Source organism: Mycobacterium sp. M26, from assembly GCF_001494595.1.
GTDB lineage: Bacteria > Actinomycetota > Actinomycetes > Mycobacteriales > Mycobacteriaceae > Mycobacterium.
On sequence record NZ_LN929908.1, the window covers coordinates 1963736 to 1980289 of the forward strand.

Consider the following 16554-nt stretch of genomic DNA (forward strand, 5'->3'; position numbering starts at 1 on the left):
TGATGTGCAATTTTTCCTAATCTCATTTTTTGGTTTTGTGTTTGTAAGTGTTTAAGGGCGCATGGTGGATGCCTTGGCACTGGGAGCCGATGAAGGACGTGGGAGGCTGCGAAATGCCTCGGGGAGCTGTCAACCGAGCGTTGATCCGAGGATGTCCGAATGGGGAAACCCGGCACGAGTGATGTCGTGTCACCCAACGCTGAATATATAGGCGTTGGGGGGGAACGCGGGGAAGTGAAACATCTCAGTACCCGTAGGAAGAGAAAACAATTGTGATTCCGTGAGTAGTGGCGAGCGAAAGCGGAGGATGGCTAAACCGTATGCATGTGATACCCGGCAGGGGTTGTGTGTGCGGTGTTGTGGGGCTTGTCTTCCTGGATCTGCCGGTCTGGGCTGCAGTGAGAAAAGAATGTGTTAGTCGAAGTGGCCTGGGATGGTCTGCCGTAGTGGGTGAGAGCCCCGTAGGCGAAAACATGTTCTCTGTAGTGGCGAGTTCCCGAGTAGCAGCGGGCCCGTGGAATCTGCTGTGAATCTGCCGGGACCACCCGGTAAGCCTGAATACTTCCCAGTGACCGATAGCGGATTAGTACCGTGAGGGAATGGTGAAAAGTACCCCGGGAGGGGAGTGAAAGAGTACCTGAAACCGTGTGCCTACAATCCGTCAGAGCCCTCGACTTGTCGTGGGGTGATGGCGTGCCTTTTGAAGAATGAGCCTGCGAGTCAGGGACATGTCGCGAGGTTAACCCGGGTGGGGTAGCCGTAGCGAAAGCGAGTCTGAATAGGGCGTATCCAAGTCGTAGGACTTGGTGTAGTGGTGTGTTCTGGACCCGAAGCGGAGTGATCTACCCATGGCCAGGGTGAAGCGCGGGTAAGACCGCGTGGAGGCCCGAACCCACTTAGGTTGAAGACTGAGGGGATGAGTTGTGGGTAGGGGTGAAAGGCCAATCAAACTCCGTGATAGCTGGTTCTCCCCGAAATGCATTTAGGTGCAGCGTCGCGTGTTTCTTACCGGAGGTAGAGCTACTGGATGGCCGATGGGCCCCACAGGGTTACTGACGTCAGCCAAACTCCGAATGCCGGTAAGTCCAAGAACGCGGCAGTGAGACGGCGGGGGATAAGCTCCGTGCGTCGAGAGGGAAACAGCCCAGATCGCCGGCTAAGGCCCCTAAGCGTGTGCTAAGTGGAAAAGGATGTGCAGTCGCAGAGACAACCAGGAGGTTGGCTTAGAAGCAGCCACCCTTGAAAGAGTGCGTAATAGCTCACTGGTCAAGTGATTGTGCGCCGATAATGTAGCGGGGCTCAAGCACACCGCCGAAGCCGCGGCAACGTAGTAATACGTTGGGTAGGGGAGCGTCCTGCACCCAGTGAAGCAGCCTGGTAATGGAGCTGTGGAGGGTGTGGGAGTGAGAATGCAGGCATGAGTAGCGATAAGGCAAGTGAGAACCTTGCCCGCCGAAAGACCAAGGGTTCCTGGGCCAGGCCAGTCCGCCCAGGGTGAGTCGGGACCTAAGGCGAGGCCGACAGGCGTAGTCGATGGACAACGGGTTGATATTCCCGTACCCGTGTGTGAGCGCCCAATGATGAATCCATTGTGCTAACCGCCCAAAACCTGTTCCACCAAGTCCTTCGGGACGCGGGGAACGGGGGCTGCGCGGGACCCTGATGGGTAGTAGTCAAGCGATGGGGTGACGCAGGAAGGTAGCCGTACCAGTCAGTGGTAATACTGGGGCAAGCCCGTAGGGAGTCAGATAGGCAAATCCGTCTGGCACATATCCTGAGAGGTGATGCATAGCCGAGTGAGGCGAATTCGGTGATCCTCAGCTGCCGAGAAAAGCCTCTAGCGAGCACACACACGGCCCGTACCCCAAACCGACACAGGTGGTCAGGTAGAGAATACCGAGGCGTACGAGTGAACTATGGTTAAGGAACTCGGCAAAATACCCCCGTAACTTCGGGAGAAGGGGGACCTCCTACTGTCATGGCCCTCGCGGCCGGCAGCGGTGGGGGGTGGCACAAACCAGTGAGAAGCGACTGTTTACTAAAAACACAGGTCCGTGCGAAGTCGCAAGACGATGTATACGGACTGACGCCTGCCCGGTGCTGGAAGGTTAAGAGGACCCGTTAACCCCTCGGGGTGAAGCGGAGAATTTAAGCCCCAGTAAACGGCGGTGGTAACTATAACCATCCTAAGGTAGCGAAATTCCTTGTCGGGTAAGTTCCGACCTGCACGAATGGCGTAACGACTTCTCAACTGTCTCAACCATAGACTCGGCGAAATTGCACTACGAGTAAAGATGCTCGTTACGCGCGGCAGGACGAAAAGACCCCGGGACCTTCACTATAGCTTGGTATTGGCGTTCGATACGGTTTGTGTAGGATAGGTGGGAGACTGTGAAACTCACACGCCAGTGTGGGTGGAGTCGTTGTTGAAATACCACTCTGATCGTATTGGACTTCTAACTTCGGACCGTATATCCGGTCCAGGGACAGTGCCTGGTGGGTAGTTTAACTGGGGCGGTTGCCTCCTAAAATGTAACGGAGGCGCCCAAAGGTTCCCTCAACCTGGACGGCAATCAGGTGTTGAGTGCAAGTGCACAAGGGAGCTTGACTGCGAGACGGACATGTCAAGCAGGGACGAAAGTCGGGACTAGTGATCCGGCACCCCCGAGTGGAAGGGGTGTCGCTCAACGGATAAAAGGTACCCCGGGGATAACAGGCTGATCTTCCCCAAGAGTCCATATCGACGGGATGGTTTGGCACCTCGATGTCGGCTCGTCGCATCCTGGGGCTGGAGCAGGTCCCAAGGGTTGGGCTGTTCGCCCATTAAAGCGGCACGCGAGCTGGGTTTAGAACGTCGTGAGACAGTTCGGTCTCTATCCGCCGCGCGCGTCAGAAGCTTGAGGAAAGCTGTCCCTAGTACGAGAGGACCGGGACGGACGAACCTCTGGTCCACCAGTTGTCCCACCAGGGGCACCGCTGGATAGCCACGTTCGGACAGGATAACCGCTGAAAGCATCTAAGCGGGAAACCTTCTCCAAGACCAGGCTTCTCACCCATTAAGTGGGATAAGGCCCCCCGCAGACCACGGGATCGATAGACCAGACCTGCAACCGTAGTAATACGTTAGGGAACTGGCACTAACCGGCCGAAAACTTACAACAACCAACAACCCCACAAAATGGGGGAAACGTTGACACACAATGCCTCGCAACCACACCACAGCGGTCAAACAACACGACCACACCCCACCACCAAAACACACCTCCCCACACACGGGGAATCACTGAAAAAGTGAATAGAGTTACGGCGGCCATAGCGGCAGGGAAACGCCCGGACCCATCCCGAACCCGGAAGCTAAGCCTGCCAGCGCCGATGATACTACCCAACCCGGGTGGAAAAGTAGGACACCGCCGAACACACATTAGGAAACGCCCCCCGAGAAATCGGGGGGCGTTTCTCTATTCTCGAATGAATTGCATTGGGCGAATTGAAGAATGCCGAATTGTGGCGCTCTTGGTGCTGCCCGTATCCTTTACAGGTGGTTGACGACAGGCAAGGCAATTCCGGTGGGCGTCCGATTCGGCGCCCAGCCGGCGCAAACGGCGCTGCAGGCCGCGATCGTCGAGGACCCAAAGCTCCCTACCGCTCCGGCGGTGGCCGCGCCCGGCCGGCTCAGCCGCAGCATCAGCCGGAGGCCGAGGAGGCCGCCCGCCCCAGCGGCCCGCGCATCCCGGAGTCGATCGAAGCCAAGCAACTCGCGCCCGAAATCCGCGGCGAGCTTTCGACTTTGGACCGCTCCACCGCTGACACTGTCGCCCGTCATCTGGTGGCGGCCGGGGAACTGCTCGACGAGGATCCCGAAGCTGCACTCGCCCATGCGCAGGCGGCCCGAGCGCGTTCCGGGCGCATCGCCGCGGTGCGCGAAGCCGTCGGTATTGCGGCCTATCAGTGCGGCGACTGGGCCCAGGCGCTCTCCGAATTCCGTGCTGCCCGCCGCATGGGCAGTAAGTCCCAACTTCTTCCGTTGATCGCCGACTGCGAACGCGGTGTGGGCCGTCCCGAGCGTGCCATCGAACTGGCCCGCAGCGCCGAAGCTGCCGCCCTGACCGGCGACGATGCCGACGAGATGCGCATCGTCGCGGCCGGCGCCCGATCCGACCTCGGCCAACTCGAGCAGGCGCTGGCGCTGCTGTCGAGTCCGCAGCCGGACCCGTCGCGCACCGGTACCACTGCGGCTCGACTGTTCTACGCCTACGCCGAGACACTGCTGGCTCTTGAGCGTTCCGAGGAGGCGCTGCAGTGGTTCATCCATGCCGCAGCCGCCGACGTCGACGGCGTCACCGACGCCGAAGAGCGGGTCAGCGAGCTGGCCTGACGTGACAACACTTGCGCAGCAACACGATTGCCTGCTGCTGGATCTCGACGGCACCGTCTTCCGCGGCCACGAACCCACCGAGGGTGCTATCGACGCACTGGACCGGGCGCAGACCCGCAAGCTGTTCGTCACCAACAATGCCTCCCGTGCGGCCGACGAGGTGGCCGAGCATCTACGCGAACTCGGTTTCACCGCTACTGCCGAGGACGTGGTGACCAGCGCCCAGAGTGCGGCCGGTCTGCTTGCTCAGCAGCTGCCCGCCGGGGCGAAGGTGCTGGTGGTCGGCACTGACGCACTCGCCGGGGAGATCACCGCTGTCGGTCTGCAGCCGGTGCGACTGTTCGACGACGCTCCGGTAGGCGTCGTCCAAGGCCACTCGACCACCACGGACTGGGCGATCCTCGCCGAGGCGGGTCTGGCGATCCGCGCCGGGGCCCTGTGGGTGGCGGCCAACGTCGACCGGACGCTGCCCACCGAACGAGGCCTGCTTCCCGGTAACGGATCCATGGTGGCCGCCCTGCGGGCCGCCACCGACGCCGAGCCCCAGGTCGCGGGCAAGCCGGCGCCCGCGCTGATGCGAGATGCGTTGGCCCGCGGCACCTTCAACGCCCCGCTGGTCGTGGGCGACCGGCTCGACACCGACATCGAAGGGGCCAACGCCGCTCAGTTGCCCAGCCTGATGGTGCTCACCGGGGTCAACAACGCCGTCGACGCGGTGCACGCCAGCGTCGCGCAACGGCCCACCCATATCGCCGCCGACCTTCGCGATCTGCACCGTGCGGCGGCCGATCTCGCGGTGGCCGCCCACCCGGCCTGGCGGGTCGAGATCGGCGACGGGATCGTCACGGTCTTTGCGGCCGACAACGAGACCGACGACGAGCTGTCGATCGTTCGCGCCACTGCCCGTGCGGTGTGGGACGCCTCGCCCGGCGGGGAGGCCATCACCGTCGCCGCGGGTGATGACACGGCCCGCGCCGCGCTGGAACGCTGGTCACTGCTGACGGCGGCTGATCGGCTAGCGTGAACGGTGAGATGAACACCGATCCCGAACAGATCCGCGCCGAGGTCGATGCCGTGCTGGCTGAAGTGCCCAGCATCGACGCTGACCGTGCCGACCTTGACGGCGTCGACATTGATGAGGTCGGCCGCCGGCTCGAGGACGCGCACCAAATCCTGGTCCGTGCGCTGGAGTCGGTAGAGAAGGGCTGAGGTCGGCGTGGCGCGGCGTGCCCGGGTTGACGCAGAACTGGTGCGGCGTGGTCTGGCCCGGTCGCGCCAGCAGGCCGCCGAACTGATCGGTGCCGGCCGGGTCAGCATCGACGGGATGCCGGCCGTGAAACCGGCGACGGCGGTGTCGATCACCGCCAATCTCACCGTCGAGGGTGATGACGAGAAGACGTGGGTGTCGCGCGGGGCGCACAAGCTGATCGGCGCACTCGATGCGTTCGGCATCGACGTGACCGGCCGGCGGTGCCTGGACGCGGGGGCCTCGACCGGCGGATTCACCGAGGTCTTGCTGCACAGAGGCGCCACCGAGGTGGTCGCCGTCGACGTCGGGTACGGACAACTGGCCTGGTCGCTGCGCTCGGATGAGCGGGTGCGGGTGATCGAACGCACCAATGTGCGCGACCTGACGCCGGAGGCGATCGGCGGTCAGGTGGACATCGTGGTCGCTGACCTGTCGTTCATCTCCCTGGCCACCGTGTTGCCCGCGCTGACCGCATGCGCGCAACCCACCGCCGATATCGTCCCCATGGTGAAGCCGCAGTTCGAGGTCGGCCGCGACCAGGTGGGCTCCGGGGGGGTGGTGTCCGACCCGCAGCTGCGGGCCACCGCTGTGCTGGCCGTGGCCGCCCGGGCCGAGGCGCTGGGCTGGCAGACCGTCGACGTGACGGCCAGCCCGCTGCCCGGGCCGTCAGGCAATGTCGAATACTTCTTGTGGTTGCGCGCCCAGACCGATCGCGCGCTGCTGGGAACCGAACTGGACGCCGCGGTGCGCCGCGCCGTCGCGGAAGGACCGCAATGACTCAGGAGCGGGAGATCCTGCTCGTCGTCCATACTGGCCGGGACGAAGCTACCGACACCGCGCGTCGCGTCGAGAAGGTGTTGAGCGCCAACGGAATCAGGCTTCGGGTGCTGTCGGCCGAGGCCGTCGACCGTGGTTCGGTTGACGTGGTCGACGCCGACGAAAGTGCCGCCGAAGGCTGCGAACTGGTGCTGGTGCTCGGCGGCGACGGAACGTTCCTGCGCGCCGCGGAACTGGCCCGCAACGCCGAGATTCCGGTGCTGGGCGTCAACCTCGGCCGGATCGGCTTTCTCGCCGAGGCCGAAGCCGAGGCCATCGACACCGTGCTCGAACATGTCATCGCGCGCACCTACCGCGTCGAGGAGCGGATGACCCTCGATATCGCCGTGCGCGTCGAGGGGCAGGTCGTCTCCCGTGGCTGGGCACTCAACGAGGCCAGCCTGGAGAAGGGCACCCGCCTGGGCGTCATCGGCGTGGTCCTCGAGATCGACGGCAGGCCGGTGTCGTCCTTCGGCTGCGACGGCGTGCTGGTGTCCAGTCCGACCGGCTCGACGGCGTACGCGTTCTCCGCGGGCGGACCAGTGGTGTGGCCCGACCTGGAAGCAATCCTGGTGGTGCCCAACAACGCCCACGCGCTGTTCGCCCGGCCGATGGTCACCAGCCCGCACGCGGTGATCGCCATCGAGATCGACGCCGACAGCCACGACGCGCTCGTGCTGTGCGACGGCCGCCGCGAGATGCGGGTGCCGGCGGGTGGCCGCCTCGAGGTGACCAAGTGCAGCACACCGCTGAAGTGGGTGCGGCTGGACAGTGCGCCGTTCACCGATCGTCTGGTGCGCAAGTTCCGGCTGCCGGTCACCGGCTGGCGCGGGAGGTAGGCGATGCTCGCCGAGATCCGAATCCAGGCTCTGGGAGCGATCAGCGCCGCGACCGCCGAATTCGACAAGGGTCTGACCGTGCTCACTGGTGAAACCGGTACCGGCAAGACAATGGTGGTCACCGGCCTGCACCTGCTCGGTGGGGCCCGCGCTGACGCCACCCGGGTGCGCTCGGGCGCGCCGCGGGCCGTGGTCGAAGGCCGGTTCAGTACCGAGGACCTCGACCCGGTGACCGCAGCCCAGATCGACGAGATCCTCGATTCGGCCAGCGCCGACCGCGACGAGGACGGCAGCATCATCGCGCTGCGCTCGGTCAGCCGGGAGGGCCCTTCGCGCGCCAACCTCGGCGGCCGCAGCGTGCCGGCCAAGTCGCTGACCACCTTCACCAACGGTCTGCTCACCCTGCACGGCCAGAACGACCAGCTGCGGTTGATGCGGCCCGACGAACAGCGCGGCGCCCTGGACCGGTTCGCCGGGGTCGAGGGCAAGCTCGAGCGCTACCGGAAGGTGCGCAACGAGTGGCAGATCGCGCGCCGAGACCTCGTCGACCGGACCAACCGGGCCCGTGAACTCGCCCAGGAAGCCGACCGGCTCAAGTTCGCCCTGACCGAGATTGACGGGGTGGATCCGACGCCGGGCGAGGACGAGACGCTGGTGGCCGACATCCGGCGGCTCTCCGAACTCGACGCTTTGCGGGAAGCGGCTGCCGGCGCGCGGGCCGCCCTGTCGGCATCGCTGGATGACGTCTCCGACGGCGAACCCCACTCGGCCACCGACACTCTGGGCCGGGCCATCGCCCTGCTGGAATCCACCGACGACACCGCGCTGGCCGCGCTGGCGCGTCAGCTCACCGAAGTCCTGACCGTGGTGGGAGATGCCGCCCGCGAGCTCGGCGACTTCCTCGGTGAATTGCCCACCGACGCCAGCACGTTGGAGACCAAGCTGGCCCGCCAGGCCGAATTGCGCAGCCTGACCCGCAAGTACGCCGCCGATGTCGACGGGGTGCTGCGCTGGGCGGCGGAATCCCGGGAACGGCTGGCCCAACTCGACGTCTCCGAGGAGGCGCTCGGCGGCCTGGCCCGCCGGGTCGAGGAACTGGCCGCCCAGGTGGCCGCCGCGGCAGGCGAGCTGTCCAAGGCCAGGGCCAAGGCGGCCAAGGGTCTGGCCAAGGCGGTCACCGCCGAACTGGCCGGACTGGCGATGGCCGACGCCGACTTCACCATTGCGGTGTCGACCATGCCCGCCCGAGATGACGACAGCGCACCGCTGCGACTGCCCTCCGGGGAGCTGGTGCACGCTGGCGGTGAGGGCGTCGACCTGGTCGAGTTCGGCTTCACTGCGCATCGGGGTACCGATGTGCTGCCGCTGAACAAGAGTGCCTCCGGCGGTGAGCTGTCCCGGGTGATGCTGGCGCTGGAAGTGGTGCTGGCCGCCTCGGCCGAGGGAACCACGATGGTGTTCGACGAGGTGGACGCGGGCGTGGGTGGGCGGGCTGCCGTCCAGATCGGCCGCCGGCTGGCCCGGTTGGCGCGCAGCCACCAGGTCATCGTCGTCACGCACCTGCCGCAGGTCGCCGCCTACGCCGACACGCATCTGGTGGTCGAGTCCGGCCGAAACGGGGCCAGTGAGGTGCGGCGTCTCGATGACGAGCAGCGGGTGGCGGAGCTGGCTCGGATGCTGGCCGGGCTGGGGGAGTCCGACACCGGGCGGGCGCATGCCCGCGAGCTGTGGGCCGCTGCCCAGGAGGATCGCGCCGCAACATAACCGTGTTACTTCTGTGACAGAATGTGACTTGTGGGGCTGGTGTTACGGCGCGCCTCCACGGATATGTGTGTTCTCGCCGACAGAATCGGCGCATGAAGATGTCAGCGCTCCTCTCGCGAAATACCAGTGCACGCCCAGGTGTGACGGGGACAGCCCGCGTCGACCGCGACATCGACCGACTGCTGCGGCGGGTCGGGGCGGGCGACATCGTGGTGCTCGACATCCTGGACCTGGACCGGATGACCGCCGACGCGCTGGTGGACGCCCGGATCGCCGGAGTGGTCAACGTCTCGCCCTCGATCTCAGGGCGCTACCCGAACCTGGGCCCCGAGGTGTTGGTGGCCAACAACATCGCCCTGATCGACAGCGTCGGCGACGAGGCCTTCAAGAAGATCAAGGACGGCGCCAAGATCCGGCTGCATAACGGCGGCGTGTACGCCGGTGACCGTCGCCTGGTGCACGGTGTGGAGCGCAGCGACGAAGAGATCGCCGACCTCATGCACGACGCCAAGACCGGGCTGGTCGCGCATCTGGAAGCCTTCGCGGGCAACACGATCGAGTTCATCCGCAGCGAGAGCCCGCTGCTGATCGACGGGATCGGCATCCCCGATATCGACGTCGACGTCTTTCGCCGCCACGTCGTCGTGGTCGCTGACGGAGCCGGCGCCGAAGACGACCTCAAGGCGCTCAAGCCGTTCATCAAGGAGTATCAGCCGGTCCTGGTCGGTGTCGGTGCCGGCGCTGACATCCTGCACAAGTCCGGCTACCGGCCCGCGCTGATCGTCGGCAATCCCGACTCGATGAGCGCCGACGTGCTCAAGTGCGGCGCCCAGGTGGTGCTGCCCGCCGACGCCGACGGCCACGCCGTCGGTCTCGAGCGCATCCAGGACCTCGGCATCGGAGCCATGACGTTCCCGGCCGCGGGGTCGGCCGCCGACCTGGCCCTGCTACTGGTCGACCACCACGGTGCGTCGCTGATCGTCACCGCAGGCCACTCGGCCACCATCGAGGAGTTCTTCGACCGCTCCCGTCAGCAGAGCAACCCGTCGACCTTCCTGACCCGGCTCAAGGTCGGCGAGAAGCTGGTCGATGCGAAAGCTGTTGCCACGCTGTACCGCAACCACATCTCCGGCGGTGCCATCGCCATGCTGGTGCTGGCGGTGTTGTTCGCGATCATCGCCGCGCTGTGGGTGTCGCGAGCCGACGCGGTGGTGATCGACTGGATCGTGACCTACTGGAACCGCTTCACGCTGTGGGTGCAGGGCTGGGTGACATAGCCCGGCCGCAGAGCAGAAAGGCTCATCGGCTGTGATTTCGCTACGCCACCATGCCATTTCACTGGCAGCGGTGTTTCTCGCCCTGGCCCTCGGGGTCGTCCTCGGCTCCGGGTTGCTCTCCGATACGTTGCTGTCCGGGCTGCGCAGTGAGAAGCAGGATCTGGCCAACCAGATCAATGCACTCACCGATCAGCGCAACGCGCTCAACGAAAAGCTGGGCGCCGCCAACGAATTCGACACCCAGATGTCGGGCCGGATCGTGCGTGACGCGCTCGCCGGCAAGACGGTGGTGCTCTTCCGCACCCCTGATGCCGACGACGACGACGTCGAGGCGATGAGCCGGGTGGTCGGGCAGGCCGGCGGCGCGGTGACCGGGACGGTGGCGCTGACCCAGGAGTTCGTCGACGCCAACTCCGCCGAGAAGCTGCGCACGGTCGTCAGCTCGTCGCTGCCGGCCGGCGCCCAGCTCAGCACCACGATGGTCGACCAGGGGTCACAGGCCGGTGACCTGCTCGGCATCGCCCTGTTGATCAACCGCAACCCGGAGATCAAGCCGGTCGACGACCAGCAGCGCGACACCGTGCTGGCCGCCATGCGCGAGACCGGCTTCCTGGCCTATCAGGGCGACCATGTCGGTGCTGCCAACACCGCGGTCATCGTCACCGGGGGCGCGCTGGGCGACGACGCCGGCAACCAGGGCTCCACCGTCGCGCGTTTCGCGGCGGGGCTGGCCCCGCATGGCACCGGCACCGTCCTGGCCGGTCGCGACGGCTCGGCCACCGGAACCTCGGCGATCGCGGTGACCCGCGCCGACGCCGGTATGGCCGCCGCGGTGACCACCGTCGACGACATCGGGCTGGAGTCCGGCCGGATCACGAGCGTCCTGGCGCTGCAGAAACTGATCGGCGGCGCACCCGCGGGGCAGTTCGGGACCGGGCCGGGCGCCGCCTCGCTGACGGTTCCGCAGTAGCGGCAGGCGTAGCAGGGACGTAACGCAGCCCACTGGCGTGTTAGCGACGGCTTGTCGGCGTCGGTGTTAAGGTGAGTTTCCGTGGGTCGGCAGGCCCCAACTAGGTCTCGAACCCCTGTCAAGATCTGGAAAACCAAGCCCTGCGCCGTCATCACGGAGGTTGCTCTTGCCACCATTGCGCAAGCACCCACAGACCGCGACCAAGCATCTCTTCGTCACGGGCGGTGTGGTTTCGTCGCTCGGCAAGGGTCTCACCGCGAGCAGCCTCGGTCAGTTGCTGACCGCGCGCGGCCTGCAGGTGACGATGCAGAAACTCGACCCGTACCTCAATGTGGACCCGGGCACCATGAACCCGTTCCAGCACGGTGAGGTGTTCGTCACCGAGGACGGTGCCGAGACCGATCTCGACGTCGGCCACTACGAGCGCTTCCTGGACCGGGATCTGTCGCAGTCGGCCAATGTGACCACCGGTCAGGTGTATTCGACCGTGATCGCCAAGGAACGCCGCGGCGAGTATCTGGGCGACACCGTGCAGGTGATCCCGCACATCACCGACGAGATCAAGCGCCGGATCATGGCGATGGCCCTGCCCGATGCCTCCGGAAACCGTCCCGATGTGGTGATCACCGAGATCGGCGGCACCGTCGGCGACATCGAGTCGCTGCCGTTCCTGGAGGCCGCCCGCCAGGTCCGCCACGAGGTCGGCCGGGAGAACTGCTTCTTCCTGCACGTCTCGCTGGTGCCGTACCTGGCCCCCTCCGGTGAGCTGAAGACCAAGCCGACCCAGCACTCGGTGGCCGCGCTGCGCAGCATCGGCATCTCCCCGGACGCGCTGATCCTGCGCTGCGACCGCGACGTCCCTGAACCGCTGAAGAACAAGATCGCGCTCATGTGCGACGTCGACATCGACGGTGTGATCTCCACCCCCGACGCGCGGTCGATCTACGACATCCCCAAGGTGCTGCACCGCGAGGAGCTCGACGCCTACGTGGTGCGCCGGCTGAACCTGCCGTTCCGCGACGTCGACTGGTCGGAGTGGGACGACCTGCTGCGCCGGGTGCACGAGCCCAAAGAGACCGTGCGAATCGCGTTGGTGGGCAAGTACGTTGACCTGTCAGATGCCTACCTGTCGGTGGCCGAGGCACTGCGCGCCGGTGGATTCGCGCACCGCGCCAAGGTTGAGATGCGCTGGGTGGCCTCCGACGACTGCGAAACCGACAGTGGTGCAGCCGCCGCCCTCGACGATGTGCATGCGGTGCTGATTCCCGGCGGTTTCGGCATCCGCGGTATCGAGGGAAAGATCGGTGCCATCCGCTATGCGCGGCACCGCGGACTGCCGGTGCTCGGCCTGTGTCTGGGTCTGCAGTGCATTGTGATCGAGGCGGCCCGCTCGGTCGGCCTGACCGAGGCGAACTCGGCCGAATTCGACCCGGGCACACCGGATCCGGTGATCTCGACGATGGCTGATCAGCGTGATGCGGTGGCTGGCGAGGCCGATCTGGGCGGCACCATGCGGCTGGGGGCGTACCCCGCCGTGCTGGAATCCGGGTCGATCGTGGCAGAGGCTTACGACTCCACCCGGGTGTCGGAACGTCATCGGCACCGCTACGAGGTCAACAACGCCTACCGCGACCAGATCGCCGAAAGCGGGCTGAAGTTCTCCGGTACCTCACCGGACGGGCACCTCGTCGAGTTCGTCGAGTACCCGCGTGAGGTTCACCCGTTCCTGGTCGGCACCCAGGCACACCCCGAGCTCAAGAGCCGCCCGACCCGTCCGCACCCGTTGTTCGTCGCCTTCGTCGGCGCGGCCATCGATTACAAGGCGGCCGAACGGCTTCCGGTGGAGATCCCCGAGCAGAATTCCAACGGCAAGGAGCATCCCGACCCCGCGGCACAGGCGCTGCCCGATCAGGTTCCAGAACACGTCACCCGTGGCTAACCACGATTTCGACACCGTCTTCTCTGAAACCGTTTACCGCGGAAAGATTCTCGCGTTGCGCACCGACGAGGTGCGGATGCCCGGCGGCAACACCGCCATCCGGGAGGTCGTCGAGCACTTCGGTGCCGTCGCCGTCGTCGCCGTGGACCAGGACCGCCGCGTCGCGATGGTCTATCAGTACCGCCACCCGGTGGGCCGGCGGCTGTGGGAACTGCCCGCCGGCCTTCTCGACGCGGCAGGCGAAGACCCTGCGGTCACTGCCGCCCGGGAGTTGCACGAAGAGGCCGGTCTGGCCGCCGAGCACTGGAGCGTGCTGGCCGACATGGTCACCTCGCCGGGGTTCAGCGATGAGGCTGTGCGGGTCTATCTGGCCCGCGGGCTGACTCACGTCGGCCGGCCCGAAGCCGATGACGAGGAAGCCGACCTCACGCTGCACTGGTTCGACATCGAGCACGCCGCGCAGCGGGTGCTGGCTGGTGAGATCGTCAATTCCATTGCTGCCGTGGGTATTCTGGCCGCCCACGCGGTGATCGTCGACGGCGAACCGACCCGCCCGGTGGATGTCGAGTGGCCCGACCGGCCGACCGCGTTCGCCGCCCATCGGGAGGGCTCGTGACCACATTTCACGTTGCCGCCCTCGACGGGCAGCTGCAGGGCTACCTCGATCACCTCACCATCGAGCGTGGCGTGGCGGCCAACACCATCAGCTCCTACCGCCGTGATCTGCGCCGCTATGCCGAGCACCTGACCCAGCGGGGGATCGACGACCTGCGCAATGTCACCGAAAACGACGTCAGCGACTTCCTGGTGGCGCTGCGCCGCGGTGATCCCGAGGCCGGGGTGACCCCGCTGTCGGCGGTGTCGGCGGCCCGTGCGCTGATCGCGGTGCGCGGCCTGCATCGGTTCGCCGCCTCGGAGGGCATCATCGACCTCGACGTCGCCCGCGCGGTCAAGCCGCCGACCCCGAGCCGGCGGCTGCCCAAGAGCCTGAGCCTGGACGAGGTGCTGGCCCTGCTCGACGGTGCCGGTGGTGACGAGCCCTCGGACGGACCGCTGACGCTGCGCAACCGGGCCCTGCTCGAACTGCTGTACTCGACCGGCGCGCGGATCTCCGAGGCCGTCGGTCTGGACCTCGACGATGTCGACACCGAGGCCCGCTCGGTGCTGCTGCGCGGGAAGGGCGGCAAGCAGCGCCTGGTGCCGGTCGGCAGGCCGGCGATTGCTGCACTGGACGCCTACCTGGTGCGTGGCCGCCCGGACCTGGCCCGGCGGGGCCGCGGCACCCCGGCGATCTTCCTCAACGCCCGCGGCGGTCGGCTGTCCCGGCAAAGCGCGTGGCAGGTGCTGCAGGACGCGGCCGAACGGGCCGGTATCACCGCGGCGGTGTCCCCGCATACGCTGCGGCACTCGTTCGCCACCCACCTGCTCGACGGCGGCGCCGACGTTCGCGTGGTCCAGGAACTACTCGGGCACGCCTCGGTGACCACCACCCAGATCTACACCCTGGTCACGGTGCATGCGCTGCGCGAGGTCTGGGCCGGGGCCCACCCACGAGCGTGATGTCACCGGTATGGCTCTCGGGGAAACAACAGATGGATAGACTTGCGCGGATGTTCACGCCGCCGATGTGCCTGTTCCGGGGGGCTTGGGCGTGACCGACGAGGCAGACGACGACGCACCGATCGGTCTCACCGGCCGCCCGCCCCGCACCATTCCCGCTCCCGCACCGCTGACCTCCCACGGTCCGGCGCGGGTCATCTCCATGTGTAACCAGAAGGGTGGCGTCGGCAAGACCACCTCGACGATCAACCTCGGCGCCGCGCTCGCCGAGTACGGCCGCCGGGTTCTGCTGGTCGACCTCGACCCCCAGGGCGCGCTGTCCGCGGGTCTGGGCGTGCCGCATTACGAGCTGGCGCAGACCGTGCACAACCTGATGGTCGAGCCGCGGGTCAGCATCGACGACGTCCTGATCCATACCCGGGTCAAGGGCCTGGACCTGGTGCCCAGCAATATCGACCTGTCGGCGGCCGAAATCCAGCTGGTCAACGAGGTGGGCCGGGAGCAGACCCTGGCCCGCGCACTGCACCCAGTGATCGACCGCTACGACTACATCCTCATCGACTGCCAGCCGTCTCTGGGCCTGCTCACCGTCAACGCGCTGGCCTGCTCGGACGGGGTGATCATCCCGACCGAATGCGAGTACTTCTCGCTGCGCGGCCTGGCCCTGCTCACCGACACCGTCGACAAGGTCCGCGACCGGCTCAATCCGCGGCTGGCCATCAGCGGCATCCTGATCACCCGTTTCGACACCCGCACCGTCAACGCACGCGAGGTGATGGCGCGGGTGATGGAACGCTTCGGGGATCTGGTGTTCGACACCGTCATCACCCGGACCGTGCGTTTCCCCGAGACCAGTGTGGCCGGTGAGCCCATCACCACGTGGGCCCCGAAATCGGCTGGCGCACAGGCGTACCGATCGCTGGCCCGTGAGGTCATCGACCGCTTCGGCAAGTGACCGCCGAGCCCGCGCCGGACAAGGGTGGTTTCCGCGTCCGGCTGACCAACTTCGAGGGCCCGTTCGATCTGCTGCTGCAGCTGATCTTCGCGCACCGGATGGACGTCACCGAGGTGGCGCTGCATCAGGTCACCGACGAGTTCATCGCCTACACCAAGGAGATCGGGCCCGAACTCGAACTCGACGAGACCACCGCATTCCTGGTGATTGCCGCCACACTGCTGGACCTCAAGGCGGCTCGGCTCTTGCCGGCCGGCGAGGTGCACGACGAGGAGGACCTGGCGCTGCTGGAGGTGCGCGACCTCTTGTTCGCGAGGCTGCTGCAGTACCGGGCGTTCAAGCATGTCGCAGAGATGTTCGCCGAACTGGAGGCGGCCGCGCTGCGCAGCTACCCGCGCTCGGTGACCCTCGAGGAGCGCTACAACGACCTGCTGCCCGAGGTCATGCTGGGTGTCGACGCCGCCAGCTTCGCCCAGATCGCGGCCGCCGCATTCACCCCGCGGCCGGTGCCGACGGTGCGCACCGACCATCTGCACGAACAACAGGTGTCGGTGCCCGAGCAGGCCGAGCGGCTGCTGGAGTTCCTGGAGCGGCGCGGGGTGGGGCAGTGGGCGTCGTTCAAAGAGTTGATCGCCGACTGTGACGCACCCATGCAGATCGTCGGACGCTTCCTGGCGCTGCTCGAATTGTTCCGTTCCCGGGCGGTAGCATTCGAGCAGTCAGAACCGCTTGGTGTGCTCCAAGTTTCGTGGACCGGGGACCGGCTGGTGAATGAAGAGCTGGTCAAAGCCGAGTGGGAAGAAGAGTAAG

At 66.1% G+C, this 16554-nt stretch carries 13 protein-coding genes and 2 rRNA genes; all 15 read left to right on the forward strand.

The features are described from left to right. Nucleotides 1-41 precede the first annotated feature (41 nt). Nucleotides 42-3161 (forward strand): 23S ribosomal RNA (locus tag BN3385_RS18645). 141 nt (nucleotides 3162-3302) lie between these two features. Next, nucleotides 3303-3416: ribosomal RNA gene (gene rrf, locus BN3385_RS18650) — 5S ribosomal RNA — on the forward strand. A gap of 122 nt (nucleotides 3417-3538) precedes the next feature. Then, nucleotides 3539-4375 (forward strand): tetratricopeptide repeat protein, encoded by an 837-nt coding sequence (locus BN3385_RS18655; RefSeq protein WP_082690542.1) that lies wholly within the window; start codon nucleotides 3539-3541, stop codon nucleotides 4373-4375. Nucleotide 4376: 1 nt separating this feature from the next. Next, nucleotides 4377-5399, forward strand: coding sequence for an HAD-IIA family hydrolase (locus BN3385_RS18660; RefSeq protein WP_059018875.1), 1023 nt, complete (start codon nucleotides 4377-4379; stop codon nucleotides 5397-5399). Nucleotides 5400-5407: 8 nt separating this feature from the next. Then, nucleotides 5408-5584: a hypothetical protein gene (locus BN3385_RS28695; RefSeq protein WP_197415237.1), complete on the forward strand. Its 177-nt coding sequence runs from the start codon at nucleotides 5408-5410 to the stop codon at nucleotides 5582-5584. Nucleotides 5585-5591: 7 nt separating this feature from the next. Next, a complete protein-coding gene (locus BN3385_RS18670) occupies nucleotides 5592-6401 on the forward strand; it encodes a TlyA family RNA methyltransferase (protein ID WP_059018879.1) in 810 nt (269 codons plus the stop codon). Further along, nucleotides 6398-7279: an NAD kinase gene (locus tag BN3385_RS18675; protein WP_059018882.1), complete on the forward strand. Its 882-nt coding sequence runs from the start codon at nucleotides 6398-6400 to the stop codon at nucleotides 7277-7279. Before BN3385_RS18670 ends, BN3385_RS18675 begins: the two co-directional genes overlap by 4 nt. A 3-nt stretch (nucleotides 7280-7282) precedes the next feature. Continuing rightward, nucleotides 7283-9043, forward strand: a complete 1761-nt coding sequence (gene recN, locus BN3385_RS18680; RefSeq protein ID WP_059018884.1) for a DNA repair protein RecN — start codon at nucleotides 7283-7285, stop codon at nucleotides 9041-9043. A 92-nt stretch (nucleotides 9044-9135) separates the two neighbouring features. Next, nucleotides 9136-10320: a putative cytokinetic ring protein SteA gene (gene steA, locus BN3385_RS18685; protein ID WP_059018886.1), complete on the forward strand. Its 1185-nt coding sequence runs from the start codon at nucleotides 9136-9138 to the stop codon at nucleotides 10318-10320. 31 nt (nucleotides 10321-10351) lie between these two features. Continuing rightward, a complete protein-coding gene (locus BN3385_RS18690) occupies nucleotides 10352-11290 on the forward strand; it encodes a copper transporter (RefSeq protein WP_059018888.1) in 939 nt (312 codons plus the stop codon). A gap of 175 nt (nucleotides 11291-11465) precedes the next feature. Then, a complete protein-coding gene (pyrG, locus tag BN3385_RS18695; protein WP_197415238.1) occupies nucleotides 11466-13229 on the forward strand; it encodes a CTP synthase in 1764 nt (587 codons plus the stop codon). Next, nucleotides 13222-13845 (forward strand): NUDIX domain-containing protein, encoded by a 624-nt coding sequence (locus BN3385_RS18700; protein WP_059018892.1) that lies wholly within the window; start codon nucleotides 13222-13224, stop codon nucleotides 13843-13845. The genes pyrG and BN3385_RS18700 overlap by 8 nt, the downstream gene beginning before the upstream one ends. After that, on the forward strand, nucleotides 13842-14789 hold the full coding sequence (gene xerD / locus BN3385_RS18705) for a site-specific tyrosine recombinase XerD (RefSeq protein ID WP_059018895.1): 948 nt from the start codon (nucleotides 13842-13844) through the stop codon (nucleotides 14787-14789). The genes BN3385_RS18700 and xerD overlap by 4 nt, the downstream gene beginning before the upstream one ends. 91 nt (nucleotides 14790-14880) lie before the next feature. After that, entirely contained in the window at nucleotides 14881-15744 is an 864-nt protein-coding gene (locus tag BN3385_RS18710) for a ParA family protein (RefSeq protein WP_059018897.1), read from the forward strand. Continuing rightward, on the forward strand, nucleotides 15741-16553 hold the full coding sequence (locus tag BN3385_RS18715) for a segregation/condensation protein A (protein ID WP_059018899.1): 813 nt from the start codon (nucleotides 15741-15743) through the stop codon (nucleotides 16551-16553). Before BN3385_RS18710 ends, BN3385_RS18715 begins: the two co-directional genes overlap by 4 nt. The last annotated feature ends 1 nt before the right edge of the window (nucleotide 16554 follow it).